Origin of the sequence: Pedobacter sp., from assembly GCF_031119335.1 — a bacterium.
Taxonomy (GTDB): Bacteria; Bacteroidota; Bacteroidia; order Sphingobacteriales; family Sphingobacteriaceae; genus Pedobacter.
This window is the reverse complement of record NZ_JAVHXT010000005.1, coordinates 89,014-111,386: the sequence shown is the minus strand read 5'-3', so window position 1 is coordinate 111,386 and position 22,373 is coordinate 89,014. Positions and strand designations below refer to the sequence as shown.

Annotated in this window: 21 protein-coding genes; 9 read left to right on the top strand and 12 right to left on the bottom strand. The window is 38.0% G+C overall.

The genetic code is table 11. The features are described from left to right. The first annotated feature begins 16 nt into the window (after nt 1-16). Complete coding sequence (locus tag REI64_RS07435; RefSeq protein WP_308849482.1) at nt 17-709, top strand: response regulator transcription factor; 693 nt, start codon at nt 17-19, stop codon at nt 707-709. Between the two features lie 114 nt (nt 710-823). On the opposite strand, the gene REI64_RS07430 is transcribed toward REI64_RS07435, so the two are convergent. From REI64_RS07430 to REI64_RS07405, 6 genes are all read right to left on the bottom strand, one after another. After that, entirely contained in the window at nt 824-1,723 is a 900-nt protein-coding gene (locus REI64_RS07430) for a UbiA family prenyltransferase (RefSeq protein WP_308849481.1), read from the bottom strand. Nucleotides 1,724-1,790: 67 nt separating this feature from the next. After that, the gene (locus tag REI64_RS07425; protein ID WP_308849480.1) at nt 1,791-3,050 is read right to left on the bottom strand and encodes a metallophosphoesterase; all 1,260 of its coding nucleotides are present in this window, start codon (nt 3,048-3,050) and stop codon (nt 1,791-1,793) included. Between the two features lie 216 nt (nt 3,051-3,266). Beyond that, nucleotides 3,267-4,748: a sigma 54-interacting transcriptional regulator gene (locus REI64_RS07420; RefSeq protein WP_308849479.1), complete on the bottom strand. Its 1,482-nt coding sequence runs from the start codon at nt 4,746-4,748 to the stop codon at nt 3,267-3,269. A gap of 101 nt (nt 4,749-4,849) precedes the next feature. Beyond that, nucleotides 4,850-5,947, bottom strand: a complete 1,098-nt coding sequence (locus REI64_RS07415) for a VWA domain-containing protein (RefSeq protein ID WP_308849478.1) — start codon at nt 5,945-5,947, stop codon at nt 4,850-4,852. A 338-nt stretch (nt 5,948-6,285) separates the two neighbouring features. Beyond that, complete coding sequence (locus tag REI64_RS07410; protein ID WP_308849477.1) at nt 6,286-6,951, bottom strand: suppressor of fused domain protein; 666 nt, start codon at nt 6,949-6,951, stop codon at nt 6,286-6,288. Next, complete coding sequence (locus tag REI64_RS07405; protein WP_308849476.1) at nt 6,948-7,352, bottom strand: DUF2809 domain-containing protein; 405 nt, start codon at nt 7,350-7,352, stop codon at nt 6,948-6,950. The genes REI64_RS07410 and REI64_RS07405 overlap by 4 nt, the downstream gene beginning before the upstream one ends. 57 nt (nt 7,353-7,409) lie before the next feature. Between REI64_RS07405 and REI64_RS07400 the strand changes: the two genes are divergently transcribed. After that, nucleotides 7,410-7,835 carry a DUF4440 domain-containing protein gene (locus REI64_RS07400; RefSeq protein WP_308849475.1) on the top strand — a complete coding sequence of 142 codons (426 nt, stop codon included), beginning with the start codon at nt 7,410-7,412 and terminating at the stop codon, nt 7,833-7,835. 317 nt (nt 7,836-8,152) lie between these two features. Here the strand turns inward: REI64_RS07400 and REI64_RS07395 are convergent, their stop codons facing one another. The 6 genes from REI64_RS07395 to hemW all read right to left on the bottom strand — a co-directional run bounded on the left by REI64_RS07395 (nt 8,153) and on the right by hemW (nt 14,396). Next, nucleotides 8,153-9,415 carry a DUF5690 family protein gene (locus tag REI64_RS07395; RefSeq protein WP_308849474.1) on the bottom strand — a complete coding sequence of 421 codons (1,263 nt, stop codon included), beginning with the start codon at nt 9,413-9,415 and terminating at the stop codon, nt 8,153-8,155. A 61-nt stretch (nt 9,416-9,476) separates the two neighbouring features. Beyond that, nucleotides 9,477-10,262, bottom strand: coding sequence for a DUF3050 domain-containing protein (locus REI64_RS07390; protein ID WP_308849473.1), 786 nt, complete (start codon nt 10,260-10,262; stop codon nt 9,477-9,479). An 84-nt stretch (nt 10,263-10,346) separates the two neighbouring features. After that, nucleotides 10,347-10,961 carry a sugar O-acetyltransferase gene (locus REI64_RS07385; RefSeq protein WP_308849472.1) on the bottom strand — a complete coding sequence of 205 codons (615 nt, stop codon included), beginning with the start codon at nt 10,959-10,961 and terminating at the stop codon, nt 10,347-10,349. Between the two features lie 404 nt (nt 10,962-11,365). Then, nucleotides 11,366-12,247 carry a cupin-like domain-containing protein gene (locus REI64_RS07380; RefSeq protein WP_308849471.1) on the bottom strand — a complete coding sequence of 294 codons (882 nt, stop codon included), beginning with the start codon at nt 12,245-12,247 and terminating at the stop codon, nt 11,366-11,368. 220 nt (nt 12,248-12,467) lie between these two features. Beyond that, nucleotides 12,468-13,253, bottom strand: a complete 786-nt coding sequence (locus REI64_RS07375; RefSeq protein WP_308849470.1) for an SDR family oxidoreductase — start codon at nt 13,251-13,253, stop codon at nt 12,468-12,470. Beyond that, a complete protein-coding gene (gene hemW, locus REI64_RS07370) occupies nt 13,254-14,396 on the bottom strand; it encodes a radical SAM family heme chaperone HemW (RefSeq protein ID WP_308849469.1) in 1,143 nt (380 codons plus the stop codon). Between the two features lie 78 nt (nt 14,397-14,474). On the opposite strand from hemW, the gene REI64_RS07365 reads away from it, so the two are divergent. From REI64_RS07365 to gldM, 7 genes are all read left to right on the top strand, one after another. Next, complete coding sequence (locus REI64_RS07365; protein WP_308849468.1) at nt 14,475-14,753, top strand: pyrimidine/purine nucleoside phosphorylase; 279 nt, start codon at nt 14,475-14,477, stop codon at nt 14,751-14,753. A 45-nt stretch (nt 14,754-14,798) separates the two neighbouring features. Continuing rightward, on the top strand, nt 14,799-16,529 hold the full coding sequence (locus REI64_RS07360) for a POTRA domain-containing protein (protein WP_308849467.1): 1,731 nt from the start codon (nt 14,799-14,801) through the stop codon (nt 16,527-16,529). Between the two features lie 2 nt (nt 16,530-16,531). Next, the gene (locus REI64_RS07355) at nt 16,532-17,488 is read left to right on the top strand and encodes a DUF4271 domain-containing protein (protein ID WP_308849466.1); all 957 of its coding nucleotides are present in this window, start codon (nt 16,532-16,534) and stop codon (nt 17,486-17,488) included. Between the two features lie 14 nt (nt 17,489-17,502). After that, on the top strand, nt 17,503-18,273 hold the full coding sequence (locus REI64_RS07350) for a uroporphyrinogen-III synthase (RefSeq protein WP_308849465.1): 771 nt from the start codon (nt 17,503-17,505) through the stop codon (nt 18,271-18,273). A 351-nt stretch (nt 18,274-18,624) separates the two neighbouring features. Then, nucleotides 18,625-19,944, top strand: a complete 1,320-nt coding sequence (locus REI64_RS07345) for an SUMF1/EgtB/PvdO family nonheme iron enzyme (protein ID WP_308849464.1) — start codon at nt 18,625-18,627, stop codon at nt 19,942-19,944. Between the two features lie 55 nt (nt 19,945-19,999). After that, nucleotides 20,000-20,806 carry a gliding motility protein GldL gene (gene gldL / locus REI64_RS07340; protein ID WP_308849463.1) on the top strand — a complete coding sequence of 269 codons (807 nt, stop codon included), beginning with the start codon at nt 20,000-20,002 and terminating at the stop codon, nt 20,804-20,806. Nucleotides 20,807-20,846: 40 nt separating this feature from the next. Beyond that, nucleotides 20,847-22,373 (top strand): gliding motility protein GldM, encoded by a 1,527-nt coding sequence (gene gldM / locus REI64_RS07335; RefSeq protein WP_308849462.1) that lies wholly within the window; start codon nt 20,847-20,849, stop codon nt 22,371-22,373.

Below are 22,373 nucleotides of genomic sequence, written 5' to 3'. Positions count from 1 at the left end.
TCAAAATTCAAAAAATATGTCAAAAGATATCAAAATATTAATTGTTGAGGATGATGAAAACCTGCGTTTTTTAACAGCAATGCGTTTAAAAACAGAAGGATACCAAGTAATAGAAGAAGCAGACGGTATTGCTGCTGTACAAACTATTACTGATGAAAAACCTGACATTGTATTGTTGGACTGGATGTTGCCAGGCAAAGAGGGTTCTGAGGTTTGCGAAGAGGTGCGTAAACAAGGCTTTGAAGGTTTGATAATTATGATGACTGCCAAAGCGCAAGACGTAGATAAGATTGATGCTTATCAATTTGGAGCTTCAGACTATGTTACAAAGCCATTTAATCCAGAAGTGTTGATAGCGATGTTAGATAGTAAGGTGAAGTTTTTACTTAACAGCGATAAGTCAGAAATCCATCGTTTTGGTAATATGGAGCATCATCCAAATATCCACACTTTATTCCGTGATGGTAAAAAAATTGAGCTGACTATCTTAGAAAATAGGATTTTGCTTTACTTTTTACGCAATCCAAATCAGGTGATTAGCAGAGAAGATTTAATGCTGGAAGTTTGGGGTTACAACTCTGATGTGAATACCCGTACTTTGGATATGCACATTGTACGTTTACGTAAAAAAATTGAGGTAAATCCAGATAATCCGCAGTTATTGCAAACCGTAAGGGGCGTTGGTTATAGGTTTAATGTAGGGAGTTAAGTAGAGCTAATTACTTTTCATTGTTGCGTCATTCCCGTGAAAACGGGAATCTTAAAGCGAAATATTTTATTTTATCGCATTACGATTGCCAGTCGAGCTGGCAATGACGACCCTCTAAAGAATGGTGCTCAGCAAACCAAAAAGTACCAACATTACATACTGCAATAACATGGTTCCATCAAGGTAAAAGAAATAGAAATACTCGTTTCTTTTAATGTTCGATTTAAAAATGAGCCAACCTGTTAGTATTACGGTTAATGTTAATCCAATTACATCGATATTGATGCCTTGGGTAAATAAAATTAAAAGCAATAAGTAAATTGCTAATAAAGCTTGGCAGAAAATCCAGGCTTTTTTTTCACCCAGAACCACCGGAATGGTTTTGAGTTCGTACAGCTTATCCTGAAATAAATCTCTGATATCAAATGGCACCGTGATAGCGCAAATGAACAGAAATCTTTTGGCCACCAATAAAACTGTTTCACTTAAAGGCACATTAATTTGATGTGTGCTGGTAACGCTCTCTAGCTCTACAATTGGTAACAAAACACAACTACTTGCCCAAACAAAAGCAATTAGAAATAATTTAATGCCGGGAATGTTGCGCAGACCAATTTTTTTACCGTTTAAGGTTAGAAAAGGTATGTTATAGGCAACAGCCAATAAACCCACAAATACCATCAATAATTTTGCTTCAAAACTGAGGTATAGCAAGCCCAGCGGAATTAGGCATAATGTCGAAATTAATGTGGTGGATATTGTTAAGCGATGATGGGCGAAAATCCATCTAACCCTCTTAAACGGTGAATTTTGAGGTTCTTTCGGTTTGGAAAGCAACACCGCCAAGTTGTAAATCAATAAGGTTGAGAAGAACAAAAAAGCCAATACGTGTTCACTTGGCTTAGCTTTCAATAAATGATAGGTGACCAAACCTTGGGCAACTGCACAGATAGCAATAAATAAATTGCTGAACAGTAGAAAATCTAAGATGGATGAACCTAGTTTTTTGAGCATAAACCCCTAAATCCCCTAAAGGGGACTTTATTTTAATTTCAGACTTACTTCGCTTTACGCCAATCGCTTATCCCTTGCTTAAAGTAAATATCGTAATTTCTGGCAACATACCAACACGCCCTGGATAGCCTAAAAAGCCATAGCCCACATTAACGTACAATTGTTGCTGTTGCTCTTGGTACAAGCCTGCCCATTCTTTGTAGATGTATTGTACGGGGCTCCATTGCGTATCTTTTAACCTTACGCCAAATTGCATTCCGTGGGTATGACCAGCAAAGGCAACATCAATGTCTTTGTACTTCTCTAAAACCTCGCCACGCCAGTGTGAGGGGTCGTGAGACAGTAGAAGCTTCACAGGCAAATCTTCCATGTTTTGTGTGGCCAGTTCCATTTTTCCGTATTTGGGAAAACGCCCCATGCCCCAGTTTTCTATCCCAACAATTCCAATTTCTTCTCCTCCAATTTTTATGCGTCGGTTTTCGTTCATCAGCAAATCCCAGCCCATAATTTTATGAGAAGCAACCATATCTTGTAGATTTTTAACTTTTGCAGGTGATGTTCCTCTACCGAAATGATAATCGCCATAATCGTGGTTGCCCAGTACAGAATAAACACCCAAAGGAGCAGTTACCTTGCTAAAAATATCTTGATAGTCTTTGAGTTCGCTGCTTAGGTTGTTCACTAAATCTCCTGTAAAGAAAACTAAATCAGGTTTTTCTGCCAATAACATATCTACACCACCTTTTACGGCAGTTTTGTTGTAGAAACTCCCCGAGTGGATATCTGTAATTTGTGCTAAAGTGATGCCATCAAAAGCTTTTGGTAGGTTCGGTAGCTTTAGATTAACTCTTCTAATCTGGTAATCATAAGCGCCAGAAATAATGCCCCAGCTTAAAGAACTTAAAGGCACAGCTCCAGCAATTAAGCCTGCCTTTACCAAGAAAGAAGAACGACTGATAGGTTCGCCTTTGATAGTTTCTTTTGCCGCTTCGGTCGGTTCTTTTTTCTTCTTCAATAACTTGAAGAATTTGATGCCAAACCTTCTTAAATCATCCACTAGCAAAAATGGCAACATTACTATTTTACCTGTGCTAATTAAGAAAAAGGCGACTAAAATAATTGCTCTTGCGGATAAAAATAGATTTAAGTAGATAGCACAGAAAACACCTACAATTAAAGCGATGTTAATTGTCCACCAAGCTTTTTTAAAGAATTGTTTGGTGCTATCTTTCCATTTTTTGAATACAGCTAGAATTGCGTAATAGCAGTAAAAGTCGAGTAAGATGATAACGAAGCAGAGTATTGTTAGAAATAATGTTCTTCCCATGTGGGGTGTAAAATTAATGTGTTTTTGTTAGATGTTTTGTTGATGGATTTGTTTCAATTTTGCTTTTTAGACTTACGAAGTTTCGAAAACTTCGTAAGTCTTCTATTAGGCATCTCGTCATTTCGATCCCGATTTTTCTTCGGGAGAGAAATCTAGCAAGGTGGTATCAAGTCGTTAGATTTCTCCTCGTTCCTCGTCGAAATGACGATAGAGATATTACCCAAAATCCTGCTCGTCATCTTCCATATCTGCGTTAAACAAACTATCAAACATATCAGAGAAACCGAAACCGCCATTTAAATAGTTTTTGTTCAGTTGCGAGTATTCCGATAAACCATGCAGCACAAATTCCATTAATAACAAAGTTTGGTTTTCGCTCAATTTAGGATGGAATTTCTTTACCAAAGCCTCTAATCCATTAACCTTTTGCAGTTCTTTTTTATAATTCGTTAAAGTAAGGTTATCATCCACATCAATGGTATTGCCTTCGGTAAACCATTCGGTAATTTCAGTATATGGATTAGCGGTTTTGCTCTTCTTCGCTCTCGTAGGGTCTGGAAAATATCTTGCAAACAAATGCTTAATCGCTTTGCCAATTAACGTATGGGCTACTTTTGCTGGCCCTTCCAATTCTCCTTCGTAAACCAGCTCAATCTTCCCAGTAACCGCCGGAATAATTCCACTAAAATCTGAAATACGTACAAAGGTCGATTTTTCTCTGCTTACCAACATTCTTCGCTCTGCGTTACTAATTAAATTCTCGAAAGCAGAGATAGTTAAACGAGCAGAAACACCCGATTTTTGGTCGATATATTCACTCTTTCGAGCCTCGAAAGCCACTTGCTCTACCAAATCCTTCACCAATCCATCCGCTTCTATTAAGCGTTGTTCATCGGTTAGTTTTGCTTCTTGGAAAGTAATTTTTCTAGAAATTTCAATCGTTTTAGGGTAGTGCGTTAAAATCTGACTTTCAATGCGGTCTTTTAACGGAGTTACAATGCTACCACGGTTGGTGTAATCTTCAGGGTTTGCGGTAAACACAAACTGGATATCCAAAGGTAAACGCAATTTAAAACCTCTAATTTGGATATCCTTTTCTTGCAGCATATTAAACAATGCCACTTGGATACGAGCCTGCAAATCTGGCAATTCGTTAATTACAAAAATGCTGCGGTGCGCTCTCGGGATTAAGCCAAAATGGATTACACGCTCGTCGTTATAAGTCAGTTTTAAGTTGGCAGCTTTAATCGGGTCCACATCGCCAATTAAATCTGCCACGGTTACATCTGGGGTAGCTAATTTTTCAGTGTAGCGTTCGCTTCGGTGTAGCCAAGCAATCGGTGTTTTATCACCTTTAGTTTCAATCTCATTTCTACCAAACCACGAAATCGGGTTCAAAGGGTCGTCGAAAATCTCGCTACCAGCAATGTATGGAATGTATTCGTCTAGCAAGTTCACCATTAAACGGGCAATACGGGTTTTCGCCTGTCCGCGTAAGCCTAAAAGCAATATGTTATGACGAGCCAATATTGCCGTCTGCAATTCTGGGATTACTGTTTCATCGTAACCCAAAATACCTTCAAAACCTGCTTCTTTGTTTTGTAGTTGAGTGATTAAATTCTTTCTTAATTCGTCTTTAACGCTTAAAGATTGGTATGAGGTGGCTTTTAATTCGCCTAGTGTTGTTGCTTTTGTCATTTATTGTAAATGTTGTAATAGCCCCACCTAAATCCTCCCCAAAAGGGAGGACTTTGAGGACAGTGTTTAATACTTCGCTTTAGTCTTTAAGCTTTGGTCTTTCAGCTTCCTCTAAATGTCTTTCTTCTATTTTTAATATAATCTTCAAAAATGTATTCGCCCAAGCCGTTGAGTGAGCTGTAAAAAGCCCTGCCGCCGTTCACTTCCGTAAACTGTCTTACAAACTGTTGCAAATAAGGGTCTTTGGCAATCATAAACGTAGTGATGGGAATATTCAATCTTTTGCACTGCGCCGCCATATTCAAGGTTTTTCCAATTACTTTTCTATCTAAACCTACGCTGTTTTTATAATATCTGCCGTTTTCTTTCAGGCAAGTTGGCTTGCCATCGGTAATCATAAAGATTTGCTTGTTATGTGTTTTTCTTCTGCGCAGCAAATCGGTAGCTAATTCTAAACCAGCAAAAGTATTGGTATGGTACGGACCAACCTGCAAATAAGGCAAATTCTTAATCGTTATTGGCCAAGCATCGTTACCAAAAACCACGATGTCCAAGGTGTCTTTTGGGTATTTCGTTTTAATTAGCTCTGCTAAAGCCATTGCCGTTTTCTTGGCAGGCGTAATTCTATCCTCACCGTACAAAATCATCGAGTGCGAAATATCAATCATCAGTACCGTAGAAGTTAAAGTTTTGTAATCCTTTTCTTCTACTTCCAAATCGCGTTCGGTAAGGGTAAAATTGCCAATACCGTGATTAATTTGCGCATTATGGATAGAAGCCGTCATGTCAATTTGGTCTAAACTATCGCCAAAACTAAACTCCCGTCTATCCGCATTTTTTTCTTCGCCAATGCCCGAAATATTACTGTTGTGGTTACCTTTCCCAGCCTTTTTTAACTTTCCAAAAATCTCTTCCAAGGCAGATTTACGAATAGTCTGTTCTGTTTTAGCCGTTATTTTAGTTTCCCCATTCTCCTCGCTGATGCAACCTTTTTCCTTCAGGTCTTCAATAAAATCGCCCATGCCGTAATCTTTGTTGGTGAACTTGTACTGCTTGTCAAGTTCGTTCATCCAAGCCAAAGCTTCACCTGCATCGCCAGCGGTGTAGTTTAGCAGTTGCGTAAATAACTTCAACAACTCGTCGAAACCACCTTTTGGCAATTCATTGGGTAAAAACTTAGAAAACTGATAACCTTTCATTCTTAAATTAACGTAGCAACTAAGTTAATGGTTTGGCAGGTTTAGTTTTTTAAGGTAGATGTCATAATATTTTGAAAATGTAAGCCAGTTTTTCGTAGCAACCGAAAGCCCTGCTGTTCGCTGCAATCTTTTTGCGACTTGTTCCCGTCATTTCGAACGCATGTGAGAAATCTGTAAGATATTGCTTCTAACAAACAGATTTCTCAGTCGTACCTCCTTCGAAATGACGCATCAAAAAAGGATTTTCGCTTCCATCAGGTTTAATGAACAAAAGCCTGTGTCAACTTTGTCAATCTTGATCGACAGTTCGCATAAAAGATTGACAAAGTTTTGCTCAGTTAACTTAATAAATTCGCTCTGGTATCATCGAAAATCTCCTTTGCGTTCTTCTCGATTAATTTATCCAAAAGTGCGTTATACCCATTTTCTATTTTGTAATTCATTTCATCAGCATACAATGGAAACACAGAGTAGATATTGATTAGGTTTTCTCCAGCTTGTATCGATGTAAATTCTTCATCAAAAGTTACTGATGGTAAAATGACTACACCTGTATAATTGGTGTTTTCAGCATAAGGTTCCATATCTGCAGTGGCTTGTAGTGTATGTCCAATAGACAACCAAGTATCGTAGTGATGCGGAAAACGAGCTGCTTCTTTCAGCATGGCAATGAGCCAATCGTTAGGGTTATCGCCAGTTACTTTTCCAAAGGTGATAGACTTCGGCAACAACAACATCAGCTCTGCAAACTGATAATCTTTAGGGTTTTCTACAGCTGCTGGAACGCTCATTTGCAAAGTACTCATTCCTGCAGTGAGTAAGATATTAAAATTGTGTTTTTCCGATTGTACAAAATAAACATCGAGGTGTAAATCTGGGGAAAATATTTCGTGGAAAACGGTAATCTCTCCAGATTTGTAGTACTTGTCTAAATGGTCAGCAATTGCTTCTGCATGTTCATCAAAGTTGGCTCTGTTTCTGAATTTTTCATAAAAGTCGTTCATGGTAAATGGTTTTTGGGTTTAGCGAAGTAAGTTTCTATCACTAGCACAAAAGCTATTCCAACTGTATACGCTAAAATATCCTCCCAAGCAAAGTAATTCCCAAGCACTACATTTGCGAAATGATTATCGCCTAAGCCTATCAGTTTTACGAGTTGAAAATATTGCGAAGTTTCTATTAGGTAAGCAAACAACAAGGTGCCAATTGCCAAAGGCCAAACAGGAACATGTACAAAGGCCTTCACAAAATAATAGATTAGAATAACCACCAATACATCGCCAACGTAAGGGCGCACAAAATTGTCTGTGATGTAAAGCGCAATTAAAACTTCGACAATGAATATAATTACTGCAATCAGAAAGCTGTTTTTATGAAATCTGAAAATATTTTGATGTTTCTCCATTTGGTGAGGTAGAATTAATAAACTAATTTAATCTAGATTTTGAATTAAACGAAAACGATGAAAAAAATTATATTCTTTTTGCTGGTAGTTTTGTCAACAACAGCGATGGCGCAAAATGCTCAAGACCGAGCAGCAATTTTAAAGGTTTTAGAAAACCAACGCCAAGGATGGAATAAAGGCGATATGGACGATTACATGCAAGGCTACTGGAAGAGCGATAGCCTTTTGTTTGTAGGTAAAAACGGCCCGACCTATGGCTGGCAAAAAACATTAGATAACTACAAGAAAGGCTACCCCGATAAAAGCGCTATGGGCTTTTTAACTTTCGGAATTAAGAAAGTGGAGTTTTTAGCGAAAGATAAAGCTTTTGTTCTGGGTAGCTGGAATTTGAAAAGAGAAAAAGATGAGCCTAAAGGTTATTTTACTTTGTTGCTGAGGAAAATTGATGGCGAGTGGAAAGTAGTGGTTGATCATAGTTCTTAGGGGGTGAAAATGGATAAGTAATATGTTGATAGAGCTATAATCGCTAGAAAGGTTCAAGTTTTGCTTTTACGTAATAGATTGCCGCGTCGTTTCTCTCCTCGCAATGACGGAAATAGGTGCGTCATTGCGAACTGAAGTGTGAGAGAAAGCAAGGGGTGAAGCAATCTATCAAATATTTGGAGCACTTTTGCTGTTCGATATTTGCAATGTCGAACTCCGTATCGTCGGATTTTTAATCCGTCTTAAAGTAAGGGTCAGAGACCCGCCGATAATGCTTCGGGATTACAAATCCCGAAGAGCAGTTAATGATGAACAGTCTATTGTATCATCTTCCTATACTTTCTCGAAAAGTAGTACAGCGAATAAAAAGTAAGCACTACCCCAACCACTGACAATATCATAACGCTACTCGAAAAGAAAGTAACCCAATTCAGTTTTACTTTGAAAATTTCTTTGCTTAATAACACGCCAATACTGCCCACATAGCCAAAAGCGTCGGCAATGTAAATGAGGAAACCAACGTTACTGGCATATTTGAAAGTAGAAATCAACCGATCAAAGAAAATAGCATTGAATGGAATGTAAACCATGTACAAGCCTAAACCCACTAAAGTCATCCAAGCAATTGGACTTAAGTGATTTGCTTTAAAAACTACAGTAGAAACTCCAGCCACCACAAAACCAATCACGATAAACCAGTGGGCAGTTTTGAGCGCAAGGAAATTGTTTTTAATCATTACCATGCTGCCAATTAATACCAGTACAATAATGGTAATTGGTGTTTCTGTTTTAGAAAATAGGGCAGGCTGATTAAAAAATCCCATTTCCTTCCACATTTCTGCGCTGAAATTATCTCTAATGTCCCGAAAAATGGTAGCGAAACCGTAAATAAGAACGCAGGCGATAATACCACCTAAAAAATCACGGATAAACTTCTTCCTGTCTTCGGCAGTCATGGCCACACGTTCTGCTCTAAACTTAATGTCTTCTTCATCGGGCTGCGGTATTTTCTCCATCAGAAAGACAAAAAGCGCCAAAGGAATGCAAAACACTAAACCCGTGTAAAAGGGCATCCAAAACTCAGAAATACCAAATTCTGCCATTATCCAAGCACCTACAGATTTTACAAAGCCCGAAGCGAAGATGAAACTCACAGCTAAGGTTGCGCCAATAAAATCGGTACTTCTTCTGCCTTCTACATAAGAAAATACTACGCCCCAAAGCATCCCCAATGGGAAGCCATTTACAAAAAGAAAAAGGATATTATAGGGTATGGGGACAACTGCGAATAGTAACCAGCTGAGCCAAGAAATTCCGGTTAATAATAGAATGATTTTTCCTCTGCCAGTTCGTTTTAGCTCCGAGATGTACTTGATGCCGTAAAACTTAGCCAGCAAATAGCCCAACATTTGGCTAATCACCAAGATAGTTTTGTAGCTATAGCCAGCAATGGTCAGTCCATCAAAAGTGGCTACGGTAAAGGTTTTGCGGTAACCGAAAATCATCGTGTAGGCTAAAAAGACCACTACAGCAGCATAAAGTCCAGTTTTTGCGGATTTGCTGGTATTTGTTTGGCTCATAAAAGGTTAATCTTAATTTGAAGATAACCTAATTGTTTTACAAGTCAAAGATTTAGGAGTATTAAGCCGTAATGGCTTGGTTTTCAATTTCCTCCAGCGCACCATCCCACAAATTGATACGCTGTTGTAAGGCATCTTTAACGGCTATCGTAGCTTCATTCCAGGCATTTTCATCATCTTCGCACAGTTCGCTAGTCATTTCCAAAGCCAAATGACTGTGGTGGTCGCCATCTACTTCAATATGTCTATCTAGGTAATACTTAAAAATAGTAACCCGAGTTGGATGTTTACTGTTCAAATCGTTCACCATGCTGTGGAACATATTCGGGATTAAATCTTCGCGACCGAAAGTAAATGCTGCTGCGGTTGAGTGATTTTTTCCAGAATTGATGATTGCAAAAGTGCTGTCCATAAAAGCCTGAGCTGTTAATGGAACATTCGCAATTTCGTAAGCTTCTGCAAAGGTTTTGCCCAATTGTAAAGAACGAATAAAAGTACGGATGGGTTGGGTGTTTGCTCCAACTTGTTCCATGGCATCTAAATAAAGCTCAAAGTGACTTTTAATTTCGCCTTTTTCATCCAAATCAGACTCTTCACCTGCTACAATCTCATTAATAAGTTGTCTGGTTTTAGCATTGCCTACTGGAAACCAAGGTAGGGTAGTGCAGGTAAGGTTAATTTGTAGGGCTTTTAACAGCGACATGAAATCCCAAACGGCATAAATATGATGCTCCATGAAAATGCGCAGTGCAGGCAAATCGCTAATTTGTGTATAAACATTGTGGTTTACAATTTTACTTCTGAGCGTTGCAATTTCTGTGTTGATGTTTTCTATGTGTGGGTTCATGAGTATATTGAAAGAACTTACGGAAGTTAGCTTTAATTGGATTTATTGGGATAGACTTACGAAGTTTCTAAAACTTCGTAAGTCTTATTCGCCTAGCTTGAAGTTTTTATAATAAAAATCTTTGTCGGCATCTGTAATTGCTCTAATTACTTTACAAGGATTGCCTGCTGCAAAAACATTGTCGGGAATATCTTTGGTGATTACGCTGCCAGATCCAATAACGACATTGCTACCAATAGTAATACCTGGATTGATGACTACGTTTCCGCCCAGCCAAACGCTATCGCCAATGGTAATAGGTTGTGCCCATTCGTGTTCTTGGTTACGCAGATGTGGATGTAGGGGATGGCCAGCGGTGTAAATGGCTACGTTTGGCCCGAAAAAAGCGTGGTTACCAATGGATACCTTCGCACAATCTAAAATAACTAAGTTGAAGTTGCTGTAAAAATGGTTGCCAATTTCGATATTATAGCCATAATCGCAACGAAAAGGAGGTTCTAAGTAAAACATGGTTTCGGTTTTGCCGAATAACCTTTTGATGAGTTGCTTGCGCTGCTTAATTTGCTTTGGTGGAAGATTATTGAATTCGAAAACAATTTCACGGGCTTTTAAACGGTCGTTGGCCAATTCTTTATCACCAGCTTGGTAGGCTTTGCCGGCCAACATTTTTTCTTTTTCGCTAAGTTTATTTTCTTCCATGATGCTGCGAAATTACTTAGCACTTTGCTAAGCCGCAATTATTTTTGCGTTTATGAGATTTAGGTGTTTTTTGCAGACGTTGGTTGCAGTTCTGAGATTACTTGACCTTAGCGTTCTTTGCGAACACTTTTAACCTTTGCGTTAAAGTTAACCGCAAAGTACAGCAAGAGCTACGCTAAGAACGCAAAGATTTGTATAGGTTATTGGTTAATAAACTCGATTGAAGTGAAAATACTTTTTGTTTTATAACGATAAAGATTGCTTCGTCGTTCCTCCTCGCAAAGACGACCGTTGTGCATACAAAAGTTGGCAAAAAGATTGTAACAAACAGCGGGGCATCGGTTACGATAGCCCCGCTGTTTTGCTTTACCCCTAAATCCCCTAAAGGGGACAAGCTATATAGATTATCTTGGCGTGCCGTTCTTCATTGCTTTTTCTGCAATTACAACAGCTTTTTTCTCTCGCCAATGTGCATATTTTTCTTTAAACGCCATTTTAATCAAGCTATCTACGGCGCCATGTCTAAATAAACTCCAAACGCTCGCTACTTTACGAGAAATAGATTGGTCCCAAGCACGTAGGCTTAAAGAGAATGAGCCATCAACGTATTTCATCCAGTGCCACATACCTGTGGGCATAAATAAAGTATCACCGTGCTCTAAGAAAACTTCATAACCTTCTACGCCTTTTAAAGCAGGGAATTTTTCGAAATCAGGGTTGTCTACTTTGTAATCTTCTAGTGCGTAGGTAGCATTTGGCAAACAATATAACCTGTCTTTCCATTTGTAATCGAACAAGATAATATGCTTTCTACCACCAAAGTGCGTATGGAAAATATGTGGTAAATCGATATCGTAATGTAAGAAAGTTACCGAATTTGAACCGCCAAAAAACATAGCAGGCATGCTTTCGATAAAGCCGCCCATTAAATCTTTAGGGATTTTTATATCGTTAATTAAGCTTGGAACTTTCTTAAATAAATTGAAGAAAAATATTCTTAATTCAGTTGGCTCACGCTTGATTAGGTCTAGGTAATCGCCAAATTTCATGTGCGCCGTAGCGGCGTTAATTGGTTTACTCGGATCTGCCTTCGAGTTGTCGTACAAAGGTACTTCAAGCTCGCCGCCAATCTCTTTCAAATATTCGGTAGTCCATTTTTCTCTAGCAGGCCAATCTTTGGTTAGGCCTCTAATTACTAACGGACGTTTAGGTTTTAGGTAGTTTTTTTTAAAATCTTCGGGAGTGATGTTCTCGACGATATCTACCGATTTTAAATTAAAGCTCATTTGTTTGATTTATAAACTTTGGATTAATTTATAGAAACTAATCGGTACAAAGTTGTAATAAAAAACGTTAAGGTGTATGTGTATTGTATAAAAGTTGAGAATAAAATGATAGAAATCAGTTTATTTTAGGCGCCACAGATGCATAGATTTAACTCTGTATATCAGCTTTGTAAAAATAATTCATATTTATATCTGTGCATCTGTGGCTAAACTTATCAACTTAGGTAACTTTTGCTTTTTTAATGATTTTAGCAAAGTAAGAAGGAAATAATCTTTTTAGCAGCACACCTTTTACTTCTTTGCCACCAATGTAAACCTCATCTTTCTTTTTTTCTATTGCCTTGATAATTTGTTTTGCGCATTCTTCGGCAGGCATTCCGTTTTCTTGCGCTTGGTCCATTGTGCCTTGCGCAGAACCATCTGCAGTTAGTGCATTTATAGTTACTTTAGTTTTAATGAAGCCGGGGCAAGCCAACAGAATTTGAATATTTGGGTTATCTACTTCTATTCTTAACGATTCGAAATAACCGTGCAACGCATGTTTAGAGGCTGAATAAGCGGAACGGAACCTTGTGCCAAACTTGCCAACCAAGCTACTTACACACACAATGCTGCCTGTGTTTCGTTTTATCATTTGAGGAAGTACTGCTTTGCTTAAAATTACGGTTCCCCAAAAGTTAACGTCCATAAAACGTTTTTCGGTTTTAAGATCGGTTTCTAATGCCAAAGCCCGCTGACTAATGCCCCCACTGTTAATTAGAATATCAATGCGGCCATAAATACGGATAGCCTCTTCAGCTTTTTTAGGTAAGCTTTCGCTGTCTTCTAAATCTAAAGAAAGTACATGTAAGTCTATTTGGTTACGGCATTTCTGCTTTACACGAAAAAGTTCATCGCGGTTGCGTGAAGAAATGATCAGCTTTGCGCCAGCAGCGCTTAATTCGTGAACTAAGGCCTCGCCAATTCCAGATGAAGCGCCAGTAATCCATATAACTTTATCTTTCATTTAATTAAATTCTTCGTCGTCTATAAAAAGTGAGGCTGCAATGCCATCGGCAAATAATTTACCTTCATTGCTAAGATAAATCTTATTTTCCGATAGGAACACTTTGCCTTCAGCTACCAGCGATATTAATTCCTTTTTAACAAAATCGGAACTTCTGTTTCCAAAATCTCTTTCAATTTTCTCCAGATCTGTTCCCCACATCGTTCTTAGGGAGGTCATAATATATTCATTAAATCTATCAGCTTTGCTTAATTTCTCTACGGTTTCTGGTAGTTGATTTTTACCAATGCTCTCTAAATATTTGGCATTATTTGCAATGTTGACATACCTATCTTGTCCATTAAAACCATGGGCTGATGGGCCAATACCTAAATAGGGGACACCTTTCCAATAATTGGTGTTGTGAACGGCGTATCTTTCTGATAAGCTATAATTAGAAATTTCGTAGTGTTCAAAGCCATTATTGGTAACAACATTAATCAACATCAAGAACTGTTCGGCACTTTGGTCATCGTTAACGTCTGGCTGCTTCCCCTTTTCTATGGCATGAGCAAGTGCTGTTCGTGGCTCTACGGTAAGTGAGTAGGCAGAGAGGTGAGGTATTTGGAGTTCCATTGCCATCTGTATATTGGTCTTCCATTTTTCGTTGCTAAGTAATGGGTAGCCGTAAATCAAATCGATGGTCAGGTTTTCAAAGCCAGCATCCTGGCTGCGTTTAATGCAGTCTGTAGCTTCTTCCGCATTGTGCGCCCTATTCATCCAAACCAAATCTTCATTAAAAAAAGATTGTGTACCTATGCTGAAACGGTTGATTGGTAACTTTCTCAGTTCTGCAATTTTTGCTGCGGTAAGGTCGTCGGGATTGGTTTCTAAAGTGATTTCCGCATTTGAAGCGATAGAAAAATGCTGTTCTAGCGTGGTAAATATTTTTTGTAGTGAATAGCTTGGTAAAACCGATGGTGTACCGCCTCCAAAATAGATGCTCCCAATTTGCTGGCCCGCCAAACGATCCTTCTTAAGAACAATTTCCTTACAAATGGCATCTACCATCTCATTTAAGTATTTAGTAGAGGTGGTAAAGTGGAAATCGCAATAAGTGCAAGCTTTTTTACAGAAAGGAACGTGGATATAAATGCCGGCCATTTCGCAAAGTTAGCCTTAATTAAGATTTAAATTGTCTAAAAGATGTTGTTTTGTTCGCTATGTTGCTATTTTAGCAATATGATTACTGTAAACGAATATTTTGATGGAGCCGTTAAATCTTTAGGCTACGAAAACAATGGTAAATCTACCGTGGGAGTAATAGAACCTGGAGATTACGAATTTGGTACTTCTACACACGAAACCATGATTGTGGTAGAGGGAGAAATGAAGGTGTTATTAGCTAATGCTGCAGATTGGAAGAGCTACGCTACTGGCGAGAAATTTGAAGTTGCTGCCAATTCATCATTCAAAGTGAAAGTTGCTGCGCCAGTTTCTTATTTGTGCAAGTATCAATAGTGTGTTGCTAAACCCAGTTGCTTTTGTTTACTTTTGAGAAAGTATATGAGGTTTGTGATTTGGCTTTTGGTTTGTTGCTGCGGCGTGAATGCTTTCGCCCAGCAAGGCTATCAACTAAATATTGTACTCCCCGAAAATGCTAAATCGCTTTCTAAGTCTATCTCCTTACCCAAAGAAATAAAAGATAGCATTACGGTATATAAAGAAGCAGAGAAAGTACTTTCGCAGTTACAGTTTAAAGGTTATCTGTTAGCAGAAATTACTGCTTTAAATTTTCAAGAAAAGGAAGTTTTGGTAACTATTCAGCCTAACCAACAGTACCAATGGGTTAATTTGGCAGCAGGTAATCTTCCGCTTACGGTGCAACAAGCAGTCGGGTTTAGAGAGCGCAACTATTGGCAAACTCCATTTAATACCCAAAGCCTGAGCCAGCTTTTTGAGAACTTACTTCGTTATTATGAGAGCAGTGGATACCCCTTCGCCAGTGTAAACTTGGAGCAGATTAGTTTCGAGGGAGCTAAAATAAGTGCAACCATCAACGCCAAAGCCAACCAGAAAATGTTGTTTGATACTATTCAGGTGGTAGGCAATGCACAGATAGCGCAGAAGTACATCCAGTCTTACCTTTCAATTAAAAGCGGCGCAGCGTATTCCGAGAGGTTGGTTAATCAAGTAGAAAACAGATTGCGGGAATTACCTTTTTTAGAGGTTGTAAAACCATTGGAAATCAGTTTCTCTAATGAGAAAGCATTGGTTAGGATTTTTGTAAACAAGAAAAATGCTAATCAATTCGATGGAATAGTAGGACTGCAGCAGAACGGAAGCACCGGAAAAACCCAGTTAGTAGGTAATTTAAAACTGAACTTACAAAATGCCTTTAAGCGAGGCGAACAACTAAATTTCAACTATCAGGGTTTAGCTGGGCGAAGTCAATTGTTAGATGTAAAGGCGGTGGTGCCGCATCTACTCAACACCGATTTTGGTTTAAACCCCAGCCTGTACCTTTATAAACAAGACTCCTCATTTTTAAATGTTGATACTAAACTGGGTTTCAATTACCTATTAAAAGGCAATAATTCCTTTCAGTTTTTTGTGGAAAATAGATCTACCAGATTGTCCTCTGTAGAAGCTTATCAAAATGCTACGGCACTGCCTTCAATTTTAGATGCCAATACGATTTTTTACGGTTTGGGCCTAAATATGGAGAATTTGGATTATCGCTACAATCCTCAAAAGGGTTATAGCATTAATGCAGATATAGCTGTCGGTAATAAGAAAATAAGGCGAAATGCAGCCATTCCCGAAAATTTATATCAGGCTGTGCCTATGAATAGCACTTCTTACAGGTGGTTCAGTCAAATCAATTATTATGTTCCTTTAGCTAAACAATTGGTTTTTACCGTCGCTAATCAAACAGGCGTATTAAGCGGTAAATATTTGTTAGAAAATGAGGTTTTTAGGTTAGGTGGGCAGCGGAGCCTTCGTGGTTTTAACGAATTGTCGTTATTGGCTAATGCCTACACTTACGGTAACGCAGAGGTTCGATATTTGCTAGAACAGAACTCTTTTTTATTTGCATTCTACAACCAAGCCTACCTTAAATACAAAACAGCGCAACTCAATTATTCAGATTTTCCGATGGGTTTTGGTGCAGGTGTAAACTTCGAAACCAATCTGGGCATCTTGTCAATTACGTATGCATTGGGCAAACAAAAAAATAATCCCTTAAATTTGCGCCAAGGTAAAATACATTTCGGCATTACCGCACTATTTTAAGTATGATAAAAAAAGGCATCTTGTTTATTCTCTTTGCGGTGTTTTCGCTATTTACGGTTACTGCGCAAGTTGCTCAAACAGATAGTGTTATTATTCCAAAACTGCGAAATAGCTTAATTGTTGATAGCATCGAAGTACAAACAATCGATACATTAACACCTGAAATACTTAAAATTAGAGATTCGCTTACCAATGCGAAATGGCTAGATAGTTTAAATAATGGTTACGGATTTGGAGTTTTTTCTTTAACTCATTTAATTAACCAAGCCAATAACATGTCAGAGAAAGTTGACTATCAGCATGGTAAGCTGTTGCCAAAGGGCGATGTTTGGATTTTGGCCATTATAGGTTTTTTACTAGTGTTGTTTGCCATATTGAAAAATACTTTTGCAAAGCAGTTAAGCTCCGTAGTGCAATCTTTTTACAGCAATAGAGCGTTAACTAACCTTAATAAAGAAGATAACTTGGTTACCTCTTGGTCTTTTCTGCTGCTCTTTATCCAATTTGGATTTACTATTGGGATGTTTTTTTATCTAGTTGCACAGTACCAAGGTTTGCCAGAAGTGTCGCAAGGCGGATTTAGTTTTTTTGTAACTGTTTCCGTTGGCGTAATCTTTTTGTACCTCTTAAAGATAGTGTGTTTAAGAACAATTGGTTTTGTTTTCGATATACAGCGTCCACTACATCAATACATATCTATATTATATTTAAGTTATTTTAATGCCTCCTTAGTATTTATTCCTATCATCATCGCTTTTGCATTATCAGATCAGAAATATGGCTCTGGCTATATTATTTTGGGGGTATTGGCATTAGTATTGATATTTGTTTTTCAATTTATAAGAGCTGCAATAAATATTTTATCACAATATAGGTTTCCTAAATTGTATTTAATTTTGTACTTTTGCACCCTCGAAATTTGCCCTATATTGATATTAATCAAGGCGGTAGGGTTATAAGTGCTAATACGAAAATGCAAGAAAACAAAGACGAAAGACTACGCAAGGTGAAAAGCATATTGGTAACCTTGCCTAAGCCAGAAACTGAGAAATCCCCATATTTTGATTTAGCTAAAAAGTATAATCTAAAGATTGATTTCCGTTCATTTATCCACGTAGAAGGTGTGCCTGCTAAGGACTTTAGAAAAGAGAAAGTCAATTTAGCAGATTATACAGCTGTGGTATTTACTAGTAGAAATGCAGTAGATCATTTCTTCAGAATTTGTGAAGAGATGAGGTTTGAAGTGTCTGTTAACTTAAAGTATTTCTGTATTTCCGAATCAACAGCACTTTATTTGCAGAAATACATCCAATATAGAAAGCGTAAAATTTTCTTCGGCAAGCAAACGGCAGCAGATTTAGCAGAGGTATTGAAAAAACATGCTACAGAGAAATTCTTATATCCTTGTTCTGATGTGGCTACTGAGGATACCATGAATTTCTTACAAAAGAATGGATATGATGTGACCCCTGCCGTGTTGTTTAGGACTGTAGTGAGTGATCTTTCTGATCTTGCTGACGTGTTTTATGATATCTTAGCATTTTTCAGTCCCTCGAGCATTCAATCGCTGTATACGAATTTCCCCAATTTTCTACAAAACAACACAAGGATTGCAACTTTCGGCTTAAATACGCAGAAAGCGGTAGCCGATAAAGGTTTAATTGTGGATATTGCGGCTCCAAATCCAGAGGCTCCATCTATGATTATGGCTTTAGAGAATTACATCAAAAAATCTAACAAGTAAATAGCTAAATACCCATTTATAGGTATTGACCAACAACTCTTTATCTTATAAATTGCGAAAAATATTTAATGTTTTAGCCAATAGCATAATAAACGAGCGCAGTTAGCGTTTTCTTGTACCGATTGTTAGATAAAAGTGTTTTAAAATGCTTTTATTTGATGATTGAAGTGGGTTTTTGAAAATGATTATCGAAGTTTAGTCTTTAATTTTTATGATCTAAAACCTGTAGTTTTAAGATAAACCGAATGTTAATAAATTATTTTGCTGCAAAAAGTGTGGATTTTTTTGTGCGAATAGTTGTTAATCTCAATGTTAATTGATAAAATTGCTATAAAATTGCTTAGACAACATATGAAGAAATTTTACTTTCTTGCAATTGCCCTACTTTCTTTGATGCTTTCGAGCTGTGGAAAGGGAGGCCAAGGGGAATTGGTAGGAGCCTATAACAAAAAATTCAAAAACACTGCTATCCCTTTGGGCATGGTTTACGTGCCTGGTGGTCGAAACCTTTTAGGAATGACTGACGAAGACATTACCTTTTATCAGGGTAAACAGAGCAAAATGGTTTCTGTGAGTCCTTTCTATATGGACCAAACAGAAATAACCAATGCCGAGTATAGGCAGTTTGTAAACTGGGTAAGAGATTCGATTGCTATTACTAAAGGCGATATCCAAGACTATTTCATTAAACCAAAAGGTAATGCGGCGGCTGGTGCACAGAAATTTAAGGTAATCGACTGGAAAAAGGTAGGCAATGGTTCTAACCTTTGGAGGAATAAAAAGCAGGATGTTCAGACAAAGCTTAAAGCCATGTATATCAATGATAACCTATCAAACTTTACACACGGTAAAAATGATAAGGATATTGATATTAAGCTTTTGCGTTATGCTTACGTAGAGAAGAATCTCGATATGGCATTGGAAAATGCTTCTTCACCTAACAGACAACGTATAGACGATTACGATATTTATACAGATAACCCAACGCCTGGAAAAGTAAATGAACATCCTTCGGTAATGGTTTATCCAGATACTTTGGTTTGGAGAAAAGATTATACCTACGAGTATAATGATCCTATGGTTGAGGCTTATTTCAATCACCCTTCTTACGACAAATATCCAGTAGTTGGTGTTACTTGGGATCAAGCTAGAGCTTTTAGCAATTGGCGTACACAATTCTACGAGAATGTAGCCCGTCAAAGAAAATTGCCTAATAACTCTAGGTTAAAATACGATTTGCCTACAGAATCTGAGTTCGAGTATGCTGCACGTGGTGGCAGAACGCAAACTAAATATCCTTGGGGTGGTCCTTACATCATGAATGCCAAAGGTTGTTTACAGGCAAACTTTAAAGTAGGTAGGGGTAACTACGCTGATGATGGTGCTCTGTATACTGTAGAAGCTAGAGCTTATTTGCCTAACGATTACGGTTTGTACAATATGGCCGGTAACGTAGCAGAGTGGACTTTGAACTCTTACAATACTTCATTGCCAGAGGATAAAAATCCTATTTTCAGAAAGGGACGACGCAAAACCGTTAAAGGTGGCTCTTGGAAAGACGTAGGTTTTTTCCTTCAAAACTCGGTTGCTCAGCACGAGTATCAGGATGTGCCTAGGTCTTACATCGGTTTTAGATGTGTATCTCACTACCCTGGAAACAGTATTATGTAAAAAATAGAAACAAAATAAACACAAACCACAAACTAAAAATTAACTATCAAGAACTATGGCCGGAAAATTTGCTAGTAGAGATGCGAAATTACACTTTGCTACTTCAGTAGGTGCATCAATTGTAATTGTTGGAGCATTATTTAAAATCCTTCACTTAGGGGGGCAATGGGGCAGTATTATGATCGGTGTTGGACTAGGCGTGGAAGCGGCATTATTCTTATTGTTAGGCTTCTTTCCTCCGCATCCAGATGTAGAATGGGAAAAAGTTTATCCTCAATTACGTGAAGACGGTAAACCTACACCTAAAGATGCTATTCCTCAAGCTGCTGTAGGCGGCGGCGGTTCAACTGGCGCTTTAGATAAATTAGTAAATGAAAAAATCGGTACAGAATTAATAGAGAGCTTAGGCAATGGCTTACGTACTTTCGGAGACAAGGTTGCTAGCATTTCTAATGTAGCTGACGCTTCTTTGGCAACGAATGAATTTACCGCAAAAGTTAAAGGCGCTTCAGATAGCTTAGGCAATATGAATACAGCTTTCGATAAAGCAACAGAACAACTAGCAGAACTAGGTGCTAGTAATGCAGATTCTAAAGCGTATCACGAACAAGTAAATAACTTAGCAAAAAACTTATCGGCATTGAATGCCGTATATGAGTTAGAATTGCAAGACTCAAGCGCTCATTTAAAATCAATGAACAAATTTTATCAAAATCTTTCTTTAACCATGGGTAACTTCAACGAATCAATGGAAGACTCAAAACAGTTTAAGGAAGAAGTTGGTAAACTAGCTAAAAACCTATCGTCGTTAAATGCTATTTATGGCAATATGTTAACGGCAATGAATCAACCACGTGCTTAATTAGTCATATTATAAAACTTAAAAACTAAATTTATATAATATGGCAGGAGGTAAGGAAACCGCAAGGCAGAAGATGATAGGACTAATGTATTTAGTGCTATTGGCCATGCTTGCGATTAACGTTTCAGACTTAGTTCTGAGAGCTTTCAACAATATCAATAATAGTTTAAACACCTCTAAAGATAACGTTGAAAGTAGTATTTCTCAGCTTTTGAGAAATTACGAAAACACCAAAGCAAAGGAAAGTTCTGATAATTTGTTAAAGTTAAACCGAGCAAAGCAAGCGCAAAAGTTAGGTGAAGACTTAATTAAATATATTGATAAACTTCAGGCAGAGATTGCAAAAGACGGCTTTGAGGAAAACGGTGAATTGAAGCAAAAAAATAATTTGGATATCGGTCAGCACATTATGGGAAATGATGCTTCTCATAAAGCCGGTAAAAAATTACAAGACGAAATTAATAATACAGGTAAGAAATTAGCAGCACTTTTACAAGCAGATGAAGGTAAGCCAACTTTCACGTTGCAAGCCTTAAATCCGGTAAAACCTAAAGCAGGCGAGCCTAAAACTTGGACTGGCAGTATGTTTGGTGAAGGTGTTCCTTTGGCGGCTTTTAGAACCATCTTAACGATGCTTCAGAATGATGCGAAGAACATGGAAGCTGATATCATCAATAAGATTTTAGCTGATAAGCCAATTGTTGTCCTTGACCAATTTGAGGCTGTTGCAGTAGCGCCATCTTCTTATGTAATTCAGGGACAGCCGTATAAAGCTGAGATTTATTTAACTGCAAGCGATTCTAAGTCATCACCAGATATTAGCGTAAACGGTAATAAAGTACCTACTGATAAAGGTAAAGGTGTTTATACCGGTGGTACTGGAAGCGTGGGGACATTCACTTGGAAAGGTACTATTAGAGTAAAAGAGAGGAATGGAAATATTAAAACCTACGAAACTGCTCCTCAAACTTATCAAGTAGCTGCGCCTTCGGCAACAGTTTCATCTGATAAATTGAATGTAATTTACGCAGGTATTCCAAACCCATTTACTATTTCTGCGCCTGGTTTTCCTAATATCAATGCTACTATTTCTGGCGGTGGTTCTTTAACGGGAGCAAGCGGTAAATATGTAGTTAACGTACCAGGTTCTTTAGTAGGTAAAGAGGTTTCAATCAGTGTATCTGGAACTAACGATGGAAAATCTGTAAATTTAGGAGCGCCTAAGTTTAGGGTAAAGGCCATTCCGGCGCCAGTGGCTAAAGTAGGCGGTTACGGAGGTGGTGAAATTGCTTCGGTACAATTAAAGAGCGAATCTGAAATTGAAGCTGATTTAGATGATTTCCCATTTGATGTGAAATTTAAAATTTTGCGTTTTGAACTAACAGTGATTAAACCTCGTGCAGATGCGATTACCATATCTGGACAAGGAGGAAGCTTTTCTGGCGCAGTAAGAAGTGCAATTAATGCTGTTTCACCAGGAACTAGAGTAATTTTCGATCAGATAGTTTCTCAAGGTCCAGACGGTAGGCAAAAAGTATTACCAGCATTGGTATTTAATGTAAAATAA

What these genes read in the sequence shown, in the direction of transcription:
- hemW (WP_308849469.1), bottom strand. Translation starts at nt 14,396, where the DNA reads ATGGCCGGCATTTATATCCACGTTCCTTTCTGTAAAAAAGCTTGCACT.
- REI64_RS07405 (WP_308849476.1), bottom strand. Translation starts at nt 7,352, where the DNA reads ATGGAGAAACATCAAAATATTTTCAGATTTCATAAAAACAGCTTTCTG.
- REI64_RS07355 (WP_308849466.1), top strand. Translation starts at nt 16,532, where the DNA reads ATGATAAAAAAAGGCATCTTGTTTATTCTCTTTGCGGTGTTTTCGCTA.
- REI64_RS07385 (WP_308849472.1), bottom strand. Translation starts at nt 10,961, where the DNA reads ATGGAAGAAAATAAACTTAGCGAAAAAGAAAAAATGTTGGCCGGCAAA.
- REI64_RS07420 (WP_308849479.1), bottom strand. Translation starts at nt 4,748, where the DNA reads ATGACAAAAGCAACAACACTAGGCGAATTAAAAGCCACCTCATACCAA.
- REI64_RS07395 (WP_308849474.1), bottom strand. Translation starts at nt 9,415, where the DNA reads ATGAGCCAAACAAATACCAGCAAATCCGCAAAAACTGGACTTTATGCT.
- REI64_RS07425 (WP_308849480.1), bottom strand. Translation starts at nt 3,050, where the DNA reads ATGGGAAGAACATTATTTCTAACAATACTCTGCTTCGTTATCATCTTA.
- REI64_RS07365 (WP_308849468.1), top strand. Translation starts at nt 14,475, where the DNA reads ATGATTACTGTAAACGAATATTTTGATGGAGCCGTTAAATCTTTAGGC.
- REI64_RS07410 (WP_308849477.1), bottom strand. Translation starts at nt 6,951, where the DNA reads ATGAACGACTTTTATGAAAAATTCAGAAACAGAGCCAACTTTGATGAA.
- REI64_RS07415 (WP_308849478.1), bottom strand. Translation starts at nt 5,947, where the DNA reads ATGAAAGGTTATCAGTTTTCTAAGTTTTTACCCAATGAATTGCCAAAA.
- gldM (WP_308849462.1), top strand. Translation starts at nt 20,847, where the DNA reads ATGGCAGGAGGTAAGGAAACCGCAAGGCAGAAGATGATAGGACTAATG.
- REI64_RS07435 (WP_308849482.1), top strand. Translation starts at nt 17, where the DNA reads ATGTCAAAAGATATCAAAATATTAATTGTTGAGGATGATGAAAACCTG.
- REI64_RS07400 (WP_308849475.1), top strand. Translation starts at nt 7,410, where the DNA reads ATGAAAAAAATTATATTCTTTTTGCTGGTAGTTTTGTCAACAACAGCG.
- REI64_RS07360 (WP_308849467.1), top strand. Translation starts at nt 14,799, where the DNA reads ATGAGGTTTGTGATTTGGCTTTTGGTTTGTTGCTGCGGCGTGAATGCT.
- REI64_RS07350 (WP_308849465.1), top strand. Translation starts at nt 17,503, where the DNA reads ATGCAAGAAAACAAAGACGAAAGACTACGCAAGGTGAAAAGCATATTG.
- REI64_RS07380 (WP_308849471.1), bottom strand. Translation starts at nt 12,247, where the DNA reads ATGAGCTTTAATTTAAAATCGGTAGATATCGTCGAGAACATCACTCCC.
- REI64_RS07430 (WP_308849481.1), bottom strand. Translation starts at nt 1,723, where the DNA reads ATGCTCAAAAAACTAGGTTCATCCATCTTAGATTTTCTACTGTTCAGC.
- gldL (WP_308849463.1), top strand. Translation starts at nt 20,000, where the DNA reads ATGGCCGGAAAATTTGCTAGTAGAGATGCGAAATTACACTTTGCTACT.
- REI64_RS07390 (WP_308849473.1), bottom strand. Translation starts at nt 10,262, where the DNA reads ATGAACCCACACATAGAAAACATCAACACAGAAATTGCAACGCTCAGA.
- REI64_RS07375 (WP_308849470.1), bottom strand. Translation starts at nt 13,253, where the DNA reads ATGAAAGATAAAGTTATATGGATTACTGGCGCTTCATCTGGAATTGGC.
- REI64_RS07345 (WP_308849464.1), top strand. Translation starts at nt 18,625, where the DNA reads ATGAAGAAATTTTACTTTCTTGCAATTGCCCTACTTTCTTTGATGCTT.